The organism is Enterococcus sp. DIV1067f (assembly GCF_050543505.1).
GTDB lineage: Bacteria > Bacillota > Bacilli > Lactobacillales > Enterococcaceae > Enterococcus_D > Enterococcus_D entomosocium.
Genome location: NZ_CP172940.1, coordinates 2,565,296 through 2,585,832 on the forward strand (window position 1 = coordinate 2,565,296; position 20,537 = coordinate 2,585,832).

Genomic DNA, 20,537 nt, shown 5'->3' on the forward strand with positions numbered 1-20,537 from the left:
TTCATTGGATAAAGTTCTAAAAAAATGCTATACTTTTTATCCAAAAGAGAAAAAAGGAGCATTTTATGAAATTAAAAGAATTGGTTGAATTGCCGCTTTTTGAAAAAAGTAAAATCCTGACTGGCTCCATTGGTTTAACAAATTCCGTCGGTTCCGTCATGGTGCTGGAAGCGATGGACATTGAGAAGTGGAGCAAAGCCCATCAATTGATTTTGACTTCTTTTTATGCCTTCAAAGACCAATCCCCTGAGGAACTGCGTGTTTTTTTTGAAAAAATGCAGCAAATCGGTGTCAGCGGTTTAGTGATCAAAGTGGATCGCTTGATCCCTATGATTCCAGATTGGGTGATTGAGCTTAGCTTTGCTTATCAGATCCCTTTGATCAAAGTGCAGCAAGAAGTCAGCTATGAAGCCATCATGCTAGCGGTTTACGAACCATTGCTGAATCACCAAACCCAGCTGCTGCGTACCTATTACGAAGTTCGCCAGCGCTTCATGAAAGTCGAGCGCAACCACTCTTCTTTCGATCAGATCATGCAGGAGTTCTATCAATTGATCGAAAAGCCTTGTTCTTTGCGCATCCCCCATTTAGATGTGCATGTGTCCGTCGGTCAATCCTTTAAGAATTTCGTGGTGACCAAGCAAGAACCCATGAAAACCGTCGAGTTTACCAAGAACCACTACGAATATTTAGAATTATTTTCTCATGAGAACAATCAATATGTGACTGCCATCAAAGTAGAGATCATCAATCCTTACAATGATTTATGTACCTTGATCGTTTATCAGAAAGATTCGCAGATCCCTGAGGCAAAAGTCATGATTATTGAAAATGTGATCGACGTCATCTATGAACGCCTCCAAATGGCGTATTTGTTGAAGAAAGAGCGCTACAATCGCATGAACAATCTTGCCGATGCGATCTTGCAAAACACTCCTAGCAATTTGGCTGAGCTGGATCTTTTGTTAGAAGAAGCGCAACTGGATCGCTACGATTTCTACCAAGGCATTGCCTTTGCTTCCAACAGCTTTAAAGATAAGGAGCGTAAGTCCGTCGTTTTGCACAAGCTACGGGCGTTGAAAACACCCCACGTCTTTTTTGAACACCACAATTATTTGGTGATCCTCTATAATTTCCAATCGATCGCCCACCAGGTGACGAAACAGATGCTGCAGACACATTTTGATGATGCCCTGTTAGCCGATGAACATGGCTGCTTGGTGGTCAGCGAAGTCTTGCGCAAGGAACAGATCAAAGAGATCCTGCCAGAGTGTTTGGATGCGATCCGCTTCAATCGGCAGTTTTATTTGGCGCCGATCATTGCCTATAGCGACTTAGGTATCTTTAGTTCCTTTATCAAGGAGAACCAACTGGAAAAGCTGCAGCAAAGCATTCCCCCGAAGCTGTATCAACTCTCGGAAGAAAATGAAGAGCTGTTCAAAACGCTGTATACCTTTTTTATCACGAATCGCAATTACAAAAATACGGCTGAAACCTTGTTTCTTCATGCCAAAACGATTCGTTATCGGCTAAGCAAAATCGAACAGCTACTAGAGATCGATCTGACAAGTCCGATCCAATTAGTCAATTACGAGATCGGCACCTATTTATTAGAGCTTCAGAAAAGGAGTCAAGCAAAATGAAAAAAGAATGGCAATTGACCACCGGTGCTTCGGTGTCCCTTTATCCTGCTTCGGAGAAATACGTGATTTACTTTCACGGCGGCGGTTTTGTTTATGGAACCCGTCAAGACATTCCCGCATCACTGATCACACTATTTCAAGAGCAGCAATACAGCGTCCTCACAGTCGATTATTTACTGGCGCCCAATTCCTCGTTAGCGGAGATTTTGGCGCTGAACTGGCAAAATTTTCAAGAATTGCAAGCAACTGTGCTTAAAGATAATCCGTTTTGTTTCTGCGGACGCTCAGCTGGCGGTTATTTGATGCTGGCGCTGACCCAGCAATTACTGAAGGAACAACAGAGATTGCCTGAAAAACTAGTCAATTTTTATGGGTATACCGATCTTTCTTTTATTGAAAACAAACGAGTCTTGCAGCAGCCGCTCTTAAGCAAAGAGCAAGTTCCTCCTTTGGATCAAACCGAGATCGTTTGGGATGATCCGCAGTTTCAGCGCTATTTGCCTTATGTTTATTGGGTCCAACAGCAAGAACTCGCCACGATCTATGGGCTAACAGCTGAGGATCTTTCTGACTATGCCATTGATCCTGAGCTGCTTGCTCAATTTCCTCCAATTTTCAGCAGTGCCAGCAGTACCGATGAGGAAGTTCCTTTTCGTTACAGCAAAGGCTTGAAGAAAGTGCCTAAAAGCAAATTTGTCCCTGTCTATGATTTGCCCCACGACTTTTTGAAAAACGTCGAGGAGCCGCAAGTCCAAATGGTGTTTCAGCAGCTCGCCCGTTGGCTCAAACAATAATTTGATACAAGTAAAGTGAAAATAATGTTTTTTTATTTCGACGAGTGCACAGAAAAACTCTGATTGCCTTCGCTTCCTCCTTATCTCAAAAAACGTGTGGTTTAATGAAACTCTTTTAATAAAAAAAGGCTTGATACAGGCTCAATTCAAGAGAGAATGCTATACTAAAGGGGAGTATGTTATAGGAAAGAAGGATGAGGTTTTATGCATTTTGTCGGGATTTTGTGTTTGATCCTAATCACGACGACCCTCTTCTCGCATCTGGCGAGACGGATGGGCGTTCCTGCTGTTATCGGGCAGTTGTTAGCGGGGGTTTTATTAGGAGGCGCAGGACTCAATTGGGTCCATCCAGATATTCTGGTTCATGATTTTTCAGAGATTGGTGTTATTTTGCTGATGTTTTTAGCGGGATTGGAAAGTGATATTTCTTTATTGAAACGCTATTTTCGTCCAGGGATGCTCGTTGCCCTTTTGGGGATCGTGTTCCCTATGCTCTTCGGGTATGCCACGGGGGTCGGTTTTCAAAGCAGTCCCACAGAAGCGTTCTTTTTCGGGATCGTATTAGCTGCCACCTCAGTCAGTATTTCTGTCGAAGTATTGAAAGAGTTGAATGTGGTGAATACGAAAGAAGGGTCGACGATTCTTGGTGCTTCCGTCGTGGATGATATTTTGGTCGTGTTGGTTTTGAGTCTTAGCCTCTCCTTTTTAGGCGGCGAAAGCAGCCAAGCAACACCACTGCCGGTCACCTTATTGGTAGAATTGATTTATTTTGTGTTGATTTTTCTATTAGTGAAATGGATTGCTCCGTTCTTATTGGCACTTGCAGAAAAGCTATTTGCAAATTCCGCGGTGATCATCATGTCACTGATCATCTGCTTAGGAATGGCGTATCTTGCTGACCTCGTTGGGTTAAGCTCGGTCATTGGTGCCTTCTTCGCAGGGATCGCTGTCAGTCAAACGAAGGTTCGTGAGGAAGTGGAACACAGTGTCGAAGCATTAGGTTACGCCGTCTTCATTCCGGTGTTCTTTGTCAGCGTTGGCTTAGAAGTTGATTTTTCCCGCTTAAATGAGCAATTATTCTTTATTCTTGCCTTTACCGTGGTCGCGATCATGACCAAATTGGTCGGCGGCTATGTCGGGGCGAAAATCGCGAAATTCTCAAACAACAGTGCTTGGATGGTGGGAGCTGGAATGATTTCCCGAGGTGAAATGGCATTGATCATTTTGCAGATTGGTCAACAAAACCAATTGATCTCATCCGCATTGTATTCCCCTTTGGTGATCGTTGTCTTGTTGAGTACCTTGATCTCTCCCCTGATCTTAAAATACTTTACGAAAAAGATTTATTAAGCGATGTAGCAACAGCGAGGCGATACCGATGATTGCAAAAAAAAAACAGCGCGGGTTTTGTAGTGACCGCTCAACGGCCGATTGTTGATCGAACGTTGGGCGGTCGCTTCCTTTCCCGCGCTGTTTTTCTCTATACAGGTATAAAAGCGACTATGCTGCTAGTTACTAGAAACCAATGTTAATTTCCCATGATCGATTAGATACACGTCATCCGCGACGGCATCGATAAACGCTTGATCGTGAGATGTGAACAAAACGATGCCTCGATAGCTGCGAATCAATTGTTCCAAGACGGTGATTGTCGGTAGATCAATAAAGTTCGTCGGTTCATCAAGTATCAAGACATTGGCAGATTGAGTAAAGATGCGTGCGAGCTCGACCCGTGTCGCTTCCCCGCCGCTTAGCACATTGACTGGCTTCATCACGTCAATCTGGCTAAATCCCAGATTGTGTAAAATACTGCGGACCAGTGGTTCCTGATAGTCTGTTTGAGCCATCAATTCCGTCAAAAGCGGTGTGGTGCTGTTTTTTCGATAGCCCATTTGCTCGTAGACCGCAAAGACGATTTTCGGTGATACATAGATTCCCTCTCCGCCTGCGATGATTTCTTTTAGTAAAGTCGACTTTCCCGAACCGTTCGGACCCACGATAGCGATTTTCTTCCCGGCAGCAAACTGGAAACTGCTGCTGTCTAGCAAACGTTTCGCCCCTCTTTGAATGGTTACTTGCTCCCCACGAATCGGTCGTTTATTATGCAGCTCCACTGCAGGGACTACCGGAAAACGAATCACCTGCTGCCGGGCAACACCCTTCACTTCTTCCAACTGATCCAAGCGGCTTTCCATGGCTTTGACTGTTTTTTGCAATGACTTTTGCACCGTGTCTTTTTGTTTTGATGACGACAAACGGTCTGGTCGGATGTTCTGCTGCCGCTTTTTTTCAGAAATGCGACTGCTCTTGATCGCTTGTTCTTTTTTCTTTTGGATCGCTTGGGTCAACTGCTGTTTTTGTTGCTGATACTGCGCAGCCTCCCAGGCAACACGCTGTGCCGCTTGCTCTTTTTGCTGTCGGTAACTGTCATAATTGCCAGAATACTCGGTGACTTTGCCTTGATCGACTTCCCAGATTTTCGTTGCCAGCTGATTCAATAGATACCGATCATGACTGACCACGATCAGGGTGCCATAATAATACTGCAGTTCATCAATCAAGACTTGAATTCCTTGCTGGTCCAAGTGGGTCGTTGGCTCATCGAGCAAAAGTCCTAACTGATAGGAAGATAACGTTTGTGCCAACCGGTATTTGGTCTCCTCCCCGCCGCTTAGTGTCGCCAATTCATTTGTTGGGATCGAAAAACGACCGAACAGCGCCCAGTCAAGGGCCTCCGTCTTTTCAGTCACCTCAGCGATTTGCGGGAAATAGTGAAACGAATTTTCTTTTTGGATCGTTCCTGAATCAGGATCGACCACTCCCGCAATCAACTTCAGCAAGGTAGACTTGCCTTGCCCGTTTGCGCCCACGATCCCGATACGATCCGTTTGATAGGCACTCAGTTCTTCAATGTTCAGTACTTCTTTGGCCCCATAATTTTTGATTAGATTGTTTATTTTTACACTTAATTGTTCCATCAGTCTGTCCTTCCCGTCTAGGAAAACGCAAGCACAAAAAAAGGGCATAGCCTACCGCTATACCCTGATTTTAATAAGAAATTGGAAAAAAGAGGACACTCATCCCTTGAAATCACGATTGCCTAGACTTTTGAAATAGATTTAAATTAGCTATTCAAAAGGTCAATCCACAATTTCATCGATGCTGTCATGTTTTTTCCTCCTCTTTTTGTCGTAGTTGTCTGTTGAATGACAAGCGGAAAATCAGCCGCTACTGTTTACCGTTTACGGTATTTCAGGAAGCTTCTTTAGTCTATCAACGAATCAATCGTAGCACGTTTCCAAAAAAGAGTAAAGTTTCATCACAAGAATGATTGGTCTTATACGCCATCGGTGATTTTTTCTGCTAATTTGACCTGGGCTTTTTCACCATTGAAGATTGCACGATCCAGTTCTCCTTCATCATGAGCAACGATCAACGCCACCGTGACGTCAGGGTCAACATTCAAGAGGGTCCGAAACATCCCAGAAAACCAATCGATCCCTGCCAGTAAGGCGATGCTTTCATTAGGCAGTCCTAACATAGGTAAAACCGTAGCCAGTGTGACTAATCCGCCGCCTGGAACGACGATCGTTCCCAAGCATGCCAACGAGGACAACAAGACCACTTGCAAAAGATCCCCCCAGCTCAATTGGATCTGGTACGCCTGAGCAACGGTTACGATTGCCAGGGCTAAAAATAAGGAGAGCCCATTGCTATTTAAGGTCATGCCTAGAGGCATCACGAGCTTATTGATTCGATCACTGATCCCAAATCGTTCTTTGCCATCTTCGATTTGAAACGGCAATGAAACAGCAGAAGAGGTGGTCGTAAAGGAAATCACCGATAGACGCCACATATTCTTTATCAAACGAAACAAGGAAACTTTGCAATAGAGCGACGTCAAGAGAAACCAAAGAAACAAAAAGAGCAAAGATGCCGCTGCTAACGTCAATAAAAAACTGGCTAACATTCCCAACACACGAATGCCGGTATCTTCTACCAAGGAAGCAACAAGGCCGAAAATCCCGATCGGCGCCAACTTCATGATCATGCTGACCATTTTTAACAAAATATGATTAAAACTACCGATCATATCTAGAAACAGCTGATTCTTTTTTTCATGCTTGATTAAGCTCAAGGCAAGGCCAAAGAAGAGCGAAAAAAAAATCACTTGGATCATATTCTGCTCCACCATGGCTTGAATAATGTTCAGTGGAACAAAGTTCAAGATGACTTCTTCTATGCTGCTGGTACTTAATGCAGTTTCTGTACTTTGCAGCAGCGACTGGTCAAGGCCTGCGCCGGGCTTGAGGATCAAGGCGAACAAGAGACCGAAAATAGCGGCGACGAGGGTCGAACCGGTAAACCAGAGGAAGACTTTCCCGCCGATCCCACCTAATTCTTTTGGATCAAGTCCCCCCACCGCTTCAATCACCGAGCCCATGACCAACACGACCACAGACATTTGAATCAGTCGCAAGAAGAAGTCCCCGACTAGCTGCATTTGATCACCTAAACCGGGAAAGGAAACGCCCCAAAAAATCCCCAATACCGTTGCAATCATGATTTGGTTGGTCAAACTGATTTTTAAGGATCGTTTTTTCATCTGTTGTTCCTCACTTTTCTACTTTGCTGTTTTCTTAGAGTTTACAGTCAAGAATAAGAATGTACCACCGATCAACAAAATAATTGCGATATAAAAGCCCATTACTTTTGACCCTGTTGCATCCGAGATCGATCCGGTCAATGTTGGTGCGATAACGGAAGACATCATGCCGAAAAAGTTGAAGACCCCTAATGTCGTACCGACCCCAACTTTTGGTGCATTTTCCCCTAGCCAAGAAATGATGATTGGTTCAACCGCTAGTTTTCCAAGGAACCCGTACAAGATCAACGCGATCATTAAGAAAGTCGAATTTGTTGCTTGCACCGTTACTAATAACATCAACGCCGCTAATACTTCTAAAATAACGATAAAGGTAACTTTTTTATGCATGTATTTGTCTGCCAAGCGGCTAAAGAACAAGGCCCCAGGAATCGAAGCAAATGCCACCAATGAAGAAGAGAAGCCGATTGCGACTCCTTGGAAGCCTCGTTCTGTTCCTAAGAAGTTTGGTAGCCAAGTAACCGTCATATAGTAGGCATAACACGTCGCAAAATATAACACATACGTAAAGAGCATCCGCAGGGAGAACAAGGTCGAAAGGGAAACTTTTTCTTTCGGCTGATCCGTTGTTTCTTCTTCAGCTGCTGCTTGACTCTCCAAGAAAGCTACGTCTTCTTTGTTGCTGCGGATAACCAATGCGAAAGCGATCGTCATACAAACGATCAAGAAAGCGGATAAATACATCATTGTTTGCCAAGGCATATTCATCTGAATAACGATAAAGCTTGATAAGATCATCCCAAACCCTGAACCAACGGCAGAACCACTATTGACGATCGCTGTTGAGAAGCTCTTCTTTTCTTTCGGAATGTTCTGTGAGGTCAAAGAATACGCGGAACCATAAAATGATCCACAGCCGATCCCTGCTAAAAAGCTACCGGTATAGATCATGGAGATTGAAGAGGCTTGTGAAATCAGTAAAGCTGCCAGTGCAAATACCACAAATCCTGGGAGCAGAACTGTTTTCTTCCCAATCTTATCCACTAAAAAGCCGGCAGGGATCTGCATGATCACATAGCCGAAAAAGTAAAAGCTGGCGATCGATCCTAATGCTGTATCAGAAATATTGCCGCCAAGTGACTCATTGATTTGCGGATAGACCGGTGATAACGCAGCGCGATAAATCCAGATAGTGACCCAGCCTGAACACATTAAGATAATAATTTGTTTCCAGTAGGCAAGCCCACCACGTTCTTTATTGATTTCCATTTTTTTCCCTCCATCAGTTACACAAGTAAAGTTTGTGAAGCACGCCAACGAAAGCGCTTTAAGATAGTCTTAGTGTACGTTTTTTTGCCGACTATTGCATTTGTCATTTTTCACAAAACGCTTTCAGTCGTTGTGCATTTGTGCTAAAATTTTAAGTCGTTTTTTGGTAGTAATTTAACGCAGCGATGAGCGCTTTGCCGGCAGAAATTGGTGCTTGCTGGTACAATAGTGCCCCTTCTAACGCGGCTAGGACATGTAAAATATTTTCTTTGCGGCTGCTGTAGCCCATATTTCCAATCCGCCAGATTTTTCCTTTTAGATCACCAAATGAACTAGCGATCTCTACACCAAAGGAGTGAAGCATCTCTTCTCGGACAGCTTCGCCATCAACACCTTCTGGAATAAAGATGGGGGTAACTGTCGGCATTTTGGTTGCTTTTTCGCCATAAATCGAAAGCCCCATTGCCTCCAGTCCAGCGACCAACGCCCCTTCATTCGTCAAATGACGTTGATAGGCTGCATCGAGGCCTTCGTTTAGCAACATCCGTAATCCTTCATGAAGCGCATAGATCATACTCGTCGCTTCTGTGTGATGGTTGATTCGCTCTTTGTTCCAGTAGCGTTGCAATTGACTCAAATCCAAGTAATTACTCATAATGTGCCGCTTGTTTCGATCCGTTTTGCTCAAGCCTAATTCTTTTTGGTAACGGGCATTAAGGACGGCTTCGACGCGATCGTTGTAGGTCACTAATGAAAGACCAGACGGCACACTTAAACACTTCTGTGTACCGGCAATTGCCAAATCGACACACCAATCATCGACTGACAGGGCCACGCCACCATAAGTCGCCACCATGTCAACGACAAAGAAAATATCTTTTGCGCGACAATACTGCCCGATTTCTGCTAACGGCTGCATTTGCCCATTGGCAGTTTCCCCGTGGACCATCGCCACGATCTTGGGTTGAAATGCGTCGATTTCTTTGATGACCTCTGCGGGTGCAAAAGGAGCCGTCCATTCTTTTTCTACATATTTGACTTGCGCTTGGGCACGTTCACAGATTTCTCCAAGTAAGAAAGCAAAGCGCCCATAGGCGGGGATCAAGACTTTGTCCCCTGGTTCGATCAAAGCGATCAGCGCCGCTTCTAAACCAGCTCGGGAAGTCCCATCAATGGCAAATGCCTCTTTGTTTTTGGTTCCAAACGGTTGTTTGATCATTTCTTTGACCTCATCCATGATCGCCAAAAAATTCGGATCAAACTGTCCCAAAATACGATTGGTCATTGCTTGAAGAACAGCTGGATGGGCTTCTACAGGCCCAGGTGTCATGATCGTACGTTGTGCGATCGTTAACTCTTTATACATCTTTTCCCCTCATTTCTCTTTTTGATTTCACTGCCCAACGCCTTGTCAACGTTTCCAAGTTTGTTGTACAATAAAGCTAAAAAAGGACATGTTTTTGTTTGTTTTGTTCAATTCTAAAAGGAGTTTCTCTATGAAGTTAGTTGCTGAATTGCTTGCTACACCACGCTTTTCCAATTTGCGTTTGTTGACAGATCCCATTACCGCGGAAATTCCCGTCGACAGTATCGAAATCACTGAGACCCCCGATATCGCCCACTATATTCCTGAGCATACCTTTATCTTAAGCACGGCGATGGTTTATAAAGATAATCAAGGAGCACTGCTTGAACTGATCGATTCCCTCGTAGCCAAAAATGCCGCTGGATTAGGCATCAAGATCGGTCGTTTTTTGGATGTCATCGATCCTGAAGTCATCGCTTACGCCGATAGTTTAGGTTTCCCCATCGTAGAAGTACCTGCCACGATGCCGCTGGGCCGTTTGATGCACCAGCTTTTGAATTTACTATGGAACACCAAAACCGAGCAGCTGAGTTATGCCTTAGATATCCAAAAACGGTTCTCTGCTTCCTTGATGAAGGATGTCAGCATCGCTCGCTTTATCGCTGATTTTGGCCAAATGGTCAATACACCGATCATTTTGTTGAATCCTTTTAAACAAGTGATTGCCCACTCCAAGCATTTCACCCGCATGACAAAACCCGCGGAGTACTACATCCATCAATTAGGAAAAACGAAAGGGGTTTTTACTGGTGAAAAAAGTGGGGCGATCCCTATCAAAGATCTCCATGAAAAAACGTCACAAATTTCTTATTATGCCATTGAAACCTCCACTTATTTCCCGCATTATTTAGTCATTTTGAATCCTGAGGCGATTCCTTATCCTGTCTCGGATTTTGCGCTGGAACAAGCAGCATTGGTCTTGTCGTTTATGCTCTACAAAAACCAAAAAGTGCAAGAATCTTTTGAAGATTTAAAAAGTGACTTTTTAACACGGATGATCGAATACCAGCAATCTTCCAAACAGGAACAAAAAGATTGGTTAGATCTCGGAAAGACTTACGGGTTGGTCAAAGCCCGCCATTATCGTGTCATCTATGGTGCCTGTGAACCAACCAAAGAAACCAAAGACAAAGACAAATACCTAAAAGAAGAAAGTGACTTGGTCTATCAGTGGTTTAGTGAACAACTGCCTTATCGCATCAAAGATGTTTGTCTCTTTCGCTTAAAGGGCAGCAATCACTTTGCGATTTTCGTGCAGCATAAGTGTGATGCCTTAGAAGACCATTTGATTGAGACCGCCAATGCTTTGACCAATCGGTTGCCTTTTCGAATGGCCTTTGGTGTAGGGAGTGTCTGTGAAAGCATCAATGATTTAGCCAGCTCCTACATTGAAGCAAAGACTGCTTATGAAGAACGAAGAGGCCAACATGATTCTCCCATCGTCTCTTTCTACCATCAACGGGGAATGCGGAGTCTATTTGAAAAAATGAGCCCTGAAGATATCCATTATTTCTGCCGCACGATCCTCAAAGAATTGGCGTTTCCGCAAGAAGATGCCACCATCGAATTGCGCAAAACCTTACGGGCTTACTTGGATTATCAATGTGAGATCACCCGCACCGCCAAAGCCTTGTTCGTTCATCGCAATACGATCAAATACCGCATCGAACAGTGCCAAAAGCTACTAGGAAAAAACGTGCATGATCCTAGCATTAGCCTGGATCTGCGCTTAGCCCTTGAGCTGTCCGAAGAAGGCGACTAATAGGCGAATCAAGCAGTTGGATCGCTGGTGTTACCCAGCGATCCTTGTGCCTGCTTCACCTAACAATGCTAAGTCTGCTTCTTCCAATGAGCAGATGATTGCCGTCTTTCCTTGCTTGGCAAACGCAATCGCTGCTTCCATTTTCGGCCCCATACTGCCTTCTGCAAAATGCCCCGCATCAAAATATGCTTGCGCTTCACTTACGGATAAACCCGTTAATTTTTCTTGCTCCGGTGTTCCGTAATTGATATAAACGTTGCTGACGTCGGTCAGCATCATAAATACATCGGCATCCACTTGTTCTGCCAATTTTTTCCCAGTTCGGTCTTTATCGATGACTGCTTCGATCCCTTTCAAGCCTTCCGCTTGTTTTACGACTGGAATCCCACCGCCGCCACCAGCGATCACGATGGTATTTTGATTCAATAAATGAACCATTGATTCCACGCCGTGGATCGTCACAGGTTGTGGGGATGGCACGACGCGACGGTACCCACGTCCAGCATCTTCTTCCATAACCCAATGTTTTTCCTCAGCCATTGTTTTTGCTTCTTCTTCTGAGTAGAACAAGCCGATCGGCTTCGTTGGCTTTTCAAACGCGGGATCATCCGCTGCCACTTCCACTTGAGTCAATAAGGTCACGACATTGCTGGTCAGTTCTTCTTGATCGATTTTATTTTTGATGCTTTGCTCCATCAAATAACCGATAAAGCCTTGTGACTCTGCATTGCAGACATCCAGTGGAAAAGGCGGCACGACTTCTTTGGCTTCTTCATTTTGTCGTAAAATATTGCCGACTTGCGGCCCATTGCCATGCGTCACAACGATTTGATGGTCAAGTTTCTCGATTTTAGCGATCTGTTCTGCACTTAACTGGATATTTGCAAGCTGTGTCTCTACGGTCGCTGGTTGATTCGGTTTTAAAATTGCATTGCCCCCTAGAGCGATGACCACTCGTTTTGCCATATGAATTCCTCATTTCTATTGTTTTGAAATTGATTGATACTGCGAGCAAACCCTGCCAAAAAGTCAGCCCCCGAGGTATGACCGATCGCTAGTATCTCTTTGATTACTTGGTAAAAAGCCGCTGAATCGGTACACCTGGTCAAGGATAACGCCGATTGATTGAATGCGCCTGTCAACGCATGCAGAAGATAATGTTTACTGACGTCAGTCGTCAAATCATTGACTGTCAACAGCCTTCTTTGTAGATAAGCCACCAAGCGGGTATCTTCTTGCCCCATCACTCGGCGAGCCAGCAAATGACCAACTAGCATATCATCGCCTGTGGGGGTCAATCCGACACCCCGTCCGACTAAATAAGCGACTGCTTGCCGTTGTTCTTTAAATGAAGGCGTGCATAGCTGATCGATTGCGTCATAAAACGGATGATTGCTGCTGATGGTTTGTGAAACAGCTTCTTGAATCCCCGTCTTTTCCGTGACATGTTGGAGGGTTGACCAAAACAGTTCTCGATCAAATGGGGCTGTGCCAGCTGGGAAGGTGGTTGTAAACATGGCTGCCTTTTGAAAAGACAGACGATGATGCGGAAAATGGATCACCCGTTGCTGAACCAAAAGAGTGGTACCAGCAACTAAGCCTGTCGCCAACGCTGCATAATCGTCGGCAGCTAAAATCATCCCTTTGGGCACGCGAGCCGCTTGTTTGGAGACACAGATCAGCTGATCCTGACGAGGATCTTGCAGATTGAAACTATGCTGAAACACACTGTGAACGATCCAGTTGCCATTGATAAATGCGGGTTCAAATAAAGCTTGGTCGATCCATTTTGCCTGTATCATCGCTAGGTTGCTCCTTTTCACGTTTTCAGCCCCTGAGTTATTCTTCAAATCCTAATTTTTTTGCATAAGCCAAGACAGCTTTTTCAAAGCAATCCATTGGTGGTGTCACTGTCCCGGCCCCAATTTGTCCCCGTCCAGCTTGTTTGTTGGCGATCCCTGTATTGATCACCGGTAAGATCCCTGTTTCCACGACTTTCCGAGCATCGATCCCTAAACAGATCCCTTTGAAGTCCCATGTAGGAACGGGAAAATTCGGATTGGTATCAATGGAGATCTCTAACATCTCATTGCTGGTTTTCAACGCATCGTGAAATCCGCCGGAACCAACGAAGCGTGTCACAGCTGGGGCAGCAATCATCGCCATTCCCCCAACACCAAAGGTTTCCGTAATGGCACTGTCGCCCATATCTGGAGAGGCATCTTCTTCACTGAATCCTGAGAAATACAACCCTTTTGGTGTATTGACAGGACCGGTAAACCACTCGTCCCCCATACCAGAAATACGGATACCGAATTCATGCCCGTTGCGACACATTGCTGTCACAACCGTTCCTTCTTCAATCGTCCGGGCGCCATCAAGCACCGCTTTTGAAGAAGCCATCATGATATTCAAGAAAAACTGATCCGTGTCTGCTAGAAACTGAATGACTTCTGGTTTTTCTTTTTCAAATCCTTCAAGGGTAACGATCGCTGGTGCTACTTCTTTTAAGAACGCCAACGAAGCAGCGATATTCCGTTGATGGAACTCATCCCCCATGGCGATTGCTTTTGCGACTAAGACATTGATGTTCAAGCCATCGGGTTTTGTTTGTAGTGCAGCACTTAAAACTGGTGCTAACGTATTTTTCATCCAATGCAAGCGATCAATGACTTCTTGAGAATAGGCGCCAAAACGTAAAACTGCCCCAATCCCTTCGTTCATCGTACAGTACGCTCGGTTGCCGTCTGTTTTGTTTTCCACCACGAGAACCGGCATATTGGCAGAGGTGATGCCCCCCATTGGGCCAACCGCTTGCACGTGGTGACAAGGAATCAGTTGAACTTCCCCAGATGCTAATAAATGACGTACCTCTTCTTCCGTTTCGCCCCAGCCTTCAAAAAGTCCCGCTCCAACACAAGCGCCTTGAATCGGATCGATCATCTGGTCGTAGCGGATCGGTGGTCCTGCGTGCAATAGGACTTTTCCTTCACCTAATTCTGGAATGACACTGACTGCTGGAACGACATCCAACAAAAAAGGCGAACCGGCAACGATCTTGGCAATAACGGCTTGGTTTGCTTCTTCAATAGTTTCGTACACGATAACTTCCTCCTACTCTGATAGTGACACTTGTGCTAAGAAACGTAAGGCTTTTTGTAACGTTACGTTCCCACCAGCAATTGGCTGCCAGTCATATTGAACGACTTGACCGTGATGCGTCTGGATCGCTTCTGCAAAGCTACGCAACCCTACATTGATGAACGCGTCATTCGACAACAATTCGCGGCTCTTTTCAGATGGCTCTGGCAACCCATCGGCAGTTGTCACTGCTTTTGGCAACAGCTTACGACTAATCGGGGAAAAGGGATGGCCGAGCATTGCTAAAGCTTTTTTGACTGCTTGGGCATTGCTTTGACACAAAATCACGCCAGCTGCGGTTAAAATCTCTGCTTGCTCGTTGCTATCTTGGGGGTCTAAATCAGTTCCAACGATCGTAGCGATCACCGCTAACTCCCGACCAGCTGCTTGTGCTTCTTCCTTCAATGATTTGATGGTCGGTGCCAATTCACTCGCCATATCTTGATGAGAGCCGTACCCTAAAACGATATCTAACAAAATCACTGCCGTTTCAAGATCTTCCCCCGCTTGTTTCAACAGTTCGATCCGCTTTGTTGGGTCGATCATCGGATGGGGCTTGCCTTGAGTATAAATGTCATCACCTAAATCGATGATCTCATGGCCAGCTGCTTTTAAGATGTACCCTTCCTGATAGGTATCTTCTTGTTCCAGATTTAATCCTGCTTTAACAAGCATCGCTGCTTCGTACGCCAATGTTCCGCCAGAATAGTAAGCTTTGATTTTTTGTTGTTCAGGTCCGAAAGTGGCAGCTGCTGTTTCCTCTTTCACTGGCTCTAGTCCAATCTGTTCTTGACGTAGCAGCTGCACGGCTAATTGAGCCGCTTCTTCCAGCGTGTAGGCTCGGTAAAGATTTTCTTCGTGGTCCGTTGGCTCTTCCCCAAGAAAAATCGTGACTGCAGGTTTTGTTCCTCTTCTTAAAAGTGCCAACACTTCATCTCGGACACGTGGTGCAGGTGGTTTGGAGATCACCACGATCACCTCCGTATCAGGATCGTGTTCCAAGGCAAGAATGCTATCTTTCATGGTGATCCCACCGACGGCTTCTTTGAGATCTCGTCCACCGGTTCCGATGGCTTGTGTCACACCGGCACCTAATTTATGAATAATAGTGGTGACTTCTTGGATGCCAGTACCCGAAGCGCCGACAACACCGATTTTCCCTTTACGGACGGCATTGGTGAAGGCTACTGGTATCCCATTGAGAATCCCTGTGCCACAATCTGGTCCCATTAAAAGAAGTCCTTTTTCATGCGCCAGTTTCTTTAGCCGAACTTCCTCTTCCAATGAAACGTTATCACTGAAACAAAATACATGTTTGCCCGCTGCTAATGCGGTTTCAATTTCTGGTGCTGCCATAGTACCGGGAATCGATAAGACAGCGACCTTCGCATCTTTTCCAAGATCTAAGGCTTTTTCCCAAGTTTTGACGCTTTGGGTTTCCTCTCCTGCACTATTGCTTTGGTCCGATAAGAAGGCATCGATTTCTGACAGGACTGTTTCGATGATTTTTTCCTCTTCGAGGTCTAAAACGAGCACCATATCGTTGGATGTCGCATTGCTCATCTCCTCGGTATTAAGACCACCCGTCTTGAAAATGTCCTTATTGGCAGGTGTGCCCATCATGACCGAAGCGTTGTTGATCCCTGCGATCGTCAGTAGACGATTGGTCAAAAGCATTAAAACAATGGAATCTTGGTAATTGTTTTTTTGAATAATAGTGTGTAACATGGGTCTCCTCACTCTCCTGTTCCTGTCTGTGCAAAGGCATCTGACCCAGAATACTGGTCAAAATGAACCGTGTCGCTAATGAGATAGCGATAAATGTTCTTCTCGATGGGAATGCCTTCTGCCATATATTTTTCATAGGTTAGTTGATTGATCTCGCCTGGATAATAGACTTGCTGGAACTGTTCAGCAGCCGGTATGTCGTGCAGCTCTTCGATCATCGTTTCGACTGACTCTTTAAATGTGTCTAAATCTGTAAAGCGTTGCGGATCGATCAGCAAAATAAATTGCCCTAAGTCGCGACCTTTCGTCAGATCGTTGTACATAGAGGAAACATGCTTGCCAAAAGGCAGCCCAAGGAGCATTCCTGATAAGATATCCACCATCATCATCAACCCAAAGCCTTTTGGCCCTGAGATCGGCAGTAAGCCGTGGACATGATGTGGATTCGTCGTTGGCTTGCCATGAGCATCCACGGCCCATGTCGCAGGAATCTCTTTATTTTTGGAGCGAGCATCTAATATTTTGCCCCACGCTTGGACCGTCGTTGCCATATCAAAGACCACCGGTGCCCCCTGCTTTCGTGGTGCGGCAAATGCGATTGGATTGGTACCAAAATAATTTTCTTTACCGCCAAAAGGAACCACCATTGAATCTGATTGGCACATAGATAATGCAATCAAGTCAGCTTCTGCAGCTTTTTTGACATAATAGGATAGCGCCCCACTATGACTCGTTTTCCGTACACCAACCGCCGCGATCCCAGAACGTTTGGCCATCTCAATGGCATGCTTTGTCGCTTCTAATACAACGACCTGCCCTGCGCCATTTTGACCGTGAACGATCCCGCTGCTAGGCCCAGTCTCTTCAAACGTGATCTGTGGAGTGCGATTCATTCCACCTTTAGCGATCCGCTCTGCGTAATAGTCTACCCGTACAGCCCCATGAGAGTGGATCCCGCTGGCATCGGCAAAGACCAAATGCTCTGCAACGATGGCTGCGTGCGCTTCAGACAAACCAGCAGCCGATAATTTTTTTTGGATCAATTGCTGTAACTCTTGTGACTGTACAATAACCGTCTCTTCCATTTTCTAAACTCCTTTAAATTTCCGGATCGCGGTTGCAATCTTTGGAATAAATATAGGTCAATGGTTCATCACGACCGACACCATAGGCCGCTTGCTGTACATAGGCACTCATGAAAATATAGTCGCCTTTTTCCACTGGGAACCACTCATTGTCTAAGTTATACATCCCTTTACCTGACAGTAAGTACGCCCCGTGTTCTTGGTAGTGGGTCTCAATGTAGCCATGACTTGCCCCTGGTTCAAAGGAAAGGATATGGATATTCATGTCAAAACCCAACTCTTTCGGTAAGAAATCCCAAAGCAAGACGTCTTCCATCCCTTCGTATTGGATCGGTATCAACTCTGAAAGATTCCCCACTACTTTGTAGGCTTGGTGATTTTCTAACGGTTGGTAACGCTTCTTATATAAGAACACTTCTGTCGCTTCTTCTTGGAGATTTCTCATATACAGTTTTTCTCCAGCAGGCAGATAGATATAGCCTCCGTCCGTCAATGTATGGGTTTCTTTACCATCACTCACTTCCAGTTTGCCCGAGATGACATACAAGAAACTCTCGATATCTGGTCCGCCGAAGCCCAATTGGTTGGCGCCATCTTTTTTGAATGAAATGATGTAATCGACAAAAGACGCCCCTAATTTTGGTGTGCCGAGTATCGAACATTCACAGTTTTCGAAGCCTGGAATGACATTATTCACTAGCCCATCATGCGGCAAGATCGCAAAATTATTTTTTCTAATAACTGCTCGTGATTGCAGCAATCCATCTAAATAGCCCGTATTATTATTTTTGTATCCCATGTGTGTCCCTGCTTTCTATTCTTTGTATGCTAGCTCGTAAAGGGAAGCTGCTAAAACTTCTACCCCAGCTGTTAAATCTTCGATAGTCGTTGCTTCGGCTGGGTTGTGGCTAATCCCATCAATACTTGGTACAAACAGCATCGCCGTTGGAAAATGTGGTGCAATGATTTGGGAATCATGACCCGCCCCACTATGCATCACTTTGTAGCGTTTGCCGGTTTGCTTCACCGCTTGTTCCACCGTGGCAACGATCGTATCGTCCATCGGCACAGGGCGTTCATCCATCCATAGATCCATCTCCACTGTCAGGTCATGCTCTTGGGCGATCGCTTGAATGATCTGTTCTGCTTCAGCAGTAAAGGCATCCAATAGTTGCCCATCGGTATGGCGACAATCCATCGTAAACAACACTTCACCAGGAACCACGTTGACCGTATTCGGTTTTGGCTCAACTTTACCGAATGTCACTACTAATGGATCCCCAAGCTCTAAGCCACGGTCAATCACTGCGGCACACATTTTGGCAAAACCATACACAGCATCTTGACGATAGCCCATCGGTGTGGTGCCTGCATGATTGGCTTGTCCTTTTAAGACAAAGGTGTAGCGCTTTTGACCAGCGATACTATTGACGACTCCGATCTGCAAGTTTTCTTTTTCTAAAACACTGCCTTGTTCGATATGGATTTCCACGAAGGCTTTGATGTCTGATCGAACCGGTTCTTGTGGGTCGCGAAAATCAAAGCCTTGGCGTTGCATCTCTGCCACGAAGCTATTGCCTTCAAAATCTGCGATCGCTTCAACATCGGCTTTTTTGGCCTCTCCGACAAAGTTTTTACTTCCCCAAAAAACGGTTGGAAAACGACTGCCTTCTTCTTCTGCCATTGAGATGACTTCCAAGGAGCGTAAAGGTTGCCCATAGGTCTCTTTTAAATACTTGATCGCTAAAGCAGCAGCAACGACCCCGTATTGACCGTCTAATGTGCCACCGTTGACGACGGTATCGATATGTGACCCTGAAAGAATCGTTTCTTCTGGATACTGGCTGCCTTCCATTCTGCCGAAGAGATTGCCGACTGCATCATAGGACGTCGTTAAGCCAGTTTTTTTTAATTGTTTTTCTACAAATGATTGCGCTTCTTTCCATGAATCGGTATAAAGCAGTCTAGTCATTCCTCCAGTTGGATCATTCCCAATCTGAGATAATGCATCGATCATTGCCGCTACTTCTTTTTTCAACTCCATTGTTCTGCCTCCTTTAATTTATACGGTTATTGTAAGCGTGTTACTGAAGGACATCATTGTTCACTTTCGACAAAACCGTTTCTATTTTTAGTCATAACGCTGTTTTTTAAACCGCTTCCTTCTCCTATACTCTTCCTTATACTATCGAAGAAGAGAAAGGAAGAAAACAATGGTTTATCCTAAAAATGCCTTTGCGCAAACAGAAAAAATCCAATTTGACACCTACGGCACTTTGCCGTTAGAAGTGACGATCCTAAAAGCAGCGCAGCCTCGGATCAGCCTTTTGTATTTTCATGGTGGTGGCTTCCTCTATGGTCAGCGAGAAGACCTTCCGCAGGATTATGTCCACCAATTGCTGGCTGCCGGTGTTAGCCTTTATCTCTTTGATTATCCACTGGCTCCCGAAGTAGCGCTGAACGACATTTACCTTCATACAAAAAAGGCAGTGGAATGGTTTTTGACAGAGGGCTGGCACTTCAGCGGCGTTGGTGCAAATGAGTACATTCTATTCGGTCGCTCCGCCGGCGGTTTTTTAGCGACCTTACAGACCGCACGCACAAAGCATCCGGAGCAAAAAGGCTTGATCCGATTTTACGGATACCAAGAGTTGTTTTATAAAGAATTTTTGCAGCCGGCACGCTTTTACACGCAATTTCCGAAAGTCCCGCCACTCGACGCCGAAGCTATGATCGAAAGCCAACCAATCACCCACGGCACGTTAGAAAAACGATTCCCTTTGTACCTTTCCGCCCGTCAATATGGCAACTGGCAGCGTTATTTAGGCAATCGGGAACAGCTGGCAGCCTTGGCGATTCCTGCTGCCGCTTACAAAGACTTTCCTCCTTGCTTTGTCGTTCATTGCAAAAAAGATCCAGACGTTCCCTTCAGCGCCTCCGAAGCTTTCGCAGCACAAGTCCCCCGTGCCAAAACACTTTGGCTCGATTTAGATCAGCATGACTTTGATCGGACACCAAACACTGTCGCTGATGACTGCTATCGACAGATGATTTCATGGCTCCTTTTAATAATAGAGAAACAATGAGCGTAAACTTATCCGCGTTTCCTTAATAAATAAAAACAGGCGATCTTCAAAGGAGTA

General features: G+C 45.2%; 16 protein-coding genes. 5 read left to right on the forward strand and 11 right to left on the reverse strand.

Going from position 1 to position 20,537, the window contains the following annotated elements:
* Nucleotides 1-65 precede the first annotated feature (65 nt).
* The 3 genes from IGJ42_RS11820 to IGJ42_RS11830 all read left to right on the forward strand — a co-directional run bounded on the left by IGJ42_RS11820 (nucleotide 66) and on the right by IGJ42_RS11830 (nucleotide 3,787).
* Nucleotides 66-1,643, forward strand: a complete 1,578-nt coding sequence (locus IGJ42_RS11820) for a PucR family transcriptional regulator (protein ID WP_430615528.1) — start codon at nucleotides 66-68, stop codon at nucleotides 1,641-1,643.
* The gene (locus IGJ42_RS11825; protein ID WP_430615530.1) at nucleotides 1,640-2,437 is read left to right on the forward strand and encodes an alpha/beta hydrolase; all 798 of its coding nucleotides are present in this window, start codon (nucleotides 1,640-1,642) and stop codon (nucleotides 2,435-2,437) included. Before IGJ42_RS11820 ends, IGJ42_RS11825 begins: the two co-directional genes overlap by 4 nt.
* Before the next feature lie 204 nt (nucleotides 2,438-2,641).
* Nucleotides 2,642-3,787, forward strand: a complete 1,146-nt coding sequence (locus tag IGJ42_RS11830; protein WP_005234488.1) for a cation:proton antiporter — start codon at nucleotides 2,642-2,644, stop codon at nucleotides 3,785-3,787.
* A 158-nt stretch (nucleotides 3,788-3,945) separates the two neighbouring features.
* Here IGJ42_RS11830 and abc-f read toward each other — a convergent pair whose 3' ends face one another.
* The 4 genes from abc-f to IGJ42_RS11850 all read right to left on the reverse strand — a co-directional run bounded on the left by abc-f (nucleotide 3,946) and on the right by IGJ42_RS11850 (nucleotide 9,678).
* Nucleotides 3,946-5,415 carry a ribosomal protection-like ABC-F family protein gene (abc-f, locus tag IGJ42_RS11835; protein ID WP_034872367.1) on the reverse strand — a complete coding sequence of 490 codons (1,470 nt, stop codon included), beginning with the start codon at nucleotides 5,413-5,415 and terminating at the stop codon, nucleotides 3,946-3,948.
* A gap of 359 nt (nucleotides 5,416-5,774) precedes the next feature.
* Entirely contained in the window at nucleotides 5,775-7,043 is a 1,269-nt protein-coding gene (locus IGJ42_RS11840) for a dicarboxylate/amino acid:cation symporter (RefSeq protein ID WP_430615533.1), read from the reverse strand.
* Between the two features lie 18 nt (nucleotides 7,044-7,061).
* Nucleotides 7,062-8,312 (reverse strand): MFS transporter, encoded by a 1,251-nt coding sequence (locus tag IGJ42_RS11845; protein ID WP_005225368.1) that lies wholly within the window; start codon nucleotides 8,310-8,312, stop codon nucleotides 7,062-7,064.
* Between the two features lie 151 nt (nucleotides 8,313-8,463).
* The gene (locus IGJ42_RS11850) at nucleotides 8,464-9,678 is read right to left on the reverse strand and encodes a pyridoxal-phosphate-dependent aminotransferase family protein (protein ID WP_005234468.1); all 1,215 of its coding nucleotides are present in this window, start codon (nucleotides 9,676-9,678) and stop codon (nucleotides 8,464-8,466) included.
* 130 nt (nucleotides 9,679-9,808) lie between these two features.
* Between IGJ42_RS11850 and IGJ42_RS11855 the strand changes: the two genes are divergently transcribed.
* Entirely contained in the window at nucleotides 9,809-11,440 is a 1,632-nt protein-coding gene (locus IGJ42_RS11855; RefSeq protein ID WP_430615536.1) for a PucR family transcriptional regulator, read from the forward strand.
* 30 nt (nucleotides 11,441-11,470) lie between these two features.
* Here the strand turns inward: IGJ42_RS11855 and arcC are convergent, their stop codons facing one another.
* From arcC to allC, 7 genes are read right to left on the reverse strand one after another with little or no spacing between them, the layout of a single operon-like run.
* A complete protein-coding gene (arcC, locus tag IGJ42_RS11860; RefSeq protein WP_008379225.1) occupies nucleotides 11,471-12,406 on the reverse strand; it encodes a carbamate kinase in 936 nt (311 codons plus the stop codon).
* The gene (locus tag IGJ42_RS11865; protein WP_430615539.1) at nucleotides 12,379-13,242 is read right to left on the reverse strand and encodes a DUF2877 domain-containing protein; all 864 of its coding nucleotides are present in this window, start codon (nucleotides 13,240-13,242) and stop codon (nucleotides 12,379-12,381) included. The genes arcC and IGJ42_RS11865 overlap by 28 nt, the downstream gene beginning before the upstream one ends.
* 37 nt (nucleotides 13,243-13,279) lie before the next feature.
* Nucleotides 13,280-14,542: a DUF1116 domain-containing protein gene (locus IGJ42_RS11870; protein WP_005234461.1), complete on the reverse strand. Its 1,263-nt coding sequence runs from the start codon at nucleotides 14,540-14,542 to the stop codon at nucleotides 13,280-13,282.
* A 12-nt stretch (nucleotides 14,543-14,554) separates the two neighbouring features.
* The gene (fdrA, locus tag IGJ42_RS11875) at nucleotides 14,555-16,309 is read right to left on the reverse strand and encodes an acyl-CoA synthetase FdrA (protein ID WP_430615541.1); all 1,755 of its coding nucleotides are present in this window, start codon (nucleotides 16,307-16,309) and stop codon (nucleotides 14,555-14,557) included.
* An 8-nt stretch (nucleotides 16,310-16,317) separates the two neighbouring features.
* Nucleotides 16,318-17,394 (reverse strand): ureidoglycolate dehydrogenase, encoded by a 1,077-nt coding sequence (gene allD, locus IGJ42_RS11880; protein WP_430615544.1) that lies wholly within the window; start codon nucleotides 17,392-17,394, stop codon nucleotides 16,318-16,320.
* A 13-nt stretch (nucleotides 17,395-17,407) separates the two neighbouring features.
* A complete protein-coding gene (gene allE, locus IGJ42_RS11885) occupies nucleotides 17,408-18,193 on the reverse strand; it encodes a (S)-ureidoglycine aminohydrolase (RefSeq protein ID WP_430615547.1) in 786 nt (261 codons plus the stop codon).
* Between the two features lie 15 nt (nucleotides 18,194-18,208).
* Nucleotides 18,209-19,438 (reverse strand): allantoate deiminase, encoded by a 1,230-nt coding sequence (gene allC / locus IGJ42_RS11890; protein WP_422705763.1) that lies wholly within the window; start codon nucleotides 19,436-19,438, stop codon nucleotides 18,209-18,211.
* A 169-nt stretch (nucleotides 19,439-19,607) separates the two neighbouring features.
* Between allC and IGJ42_RS11895 the strand changes: the two genes are divergently transcribed.
* Nucleotides 19,608-20,480 (forward strand): alpha/beta hydrolase, encoded by an 873-nt coding sequence (locus IGJ42_RS11895; RefSeq protein ID WP_430615550.1) that lies wholly within the window; start codon nucleotides 19,608-19,610, stop codon nucleotides 20,478-20,480.
* Nucleotides 20,481-20,537 lie beyond the last annotated feature (57 nt).